This is a genomic window from Pseudoalteromonas sp. SG41-5 (assembly GCF_014164495.1).
Lineage (GTDB): Bacteria > Pseudomonadota > Gammaproteobacteria > Enterobacterales > Alteromonadaceae > Pseudoalteromonas > Pseudoalteromonas rhizosphaerae.
On sequence record NZ_JACJFH010000350.1, the window covers coordinates 1 to 206 of the forward strand.

At 38.8% G+C, this 206-nt stretch carries 1 protein-coding gene; it reads right to left on the reverse strand.

What is annotated here, in order from left to right:
* The coding region (locus H5232_RS24840) for a transposase (RefSeq protein WP_182831737.1) at positions 1-153 on the reverse strand (153 nt) is incomplete at its 3' end.
* Positions 154-206: the final 53 nt, after the last annotated feature.

Below are 206 nucleotides of genomic sequence, written 5' to 3' on the forward strand. Positions count from 1 at the left end.
TTGATGTTTCTTTGCGAGTGCTATCCAGCGTTGTAACGTTGAATAACCGACACCTAAATCATCTGCAATATCTTCTAGACGAACATCATCACATTGAGATAATGCTTTTTCAACCGCTTGAACTTTAAATTCTTGTGTAAATCGACGTCTCATTTTTATCTGCCTCTATTAAAAGTTAGAGGCGACAACTATCCTGACACAGGGGG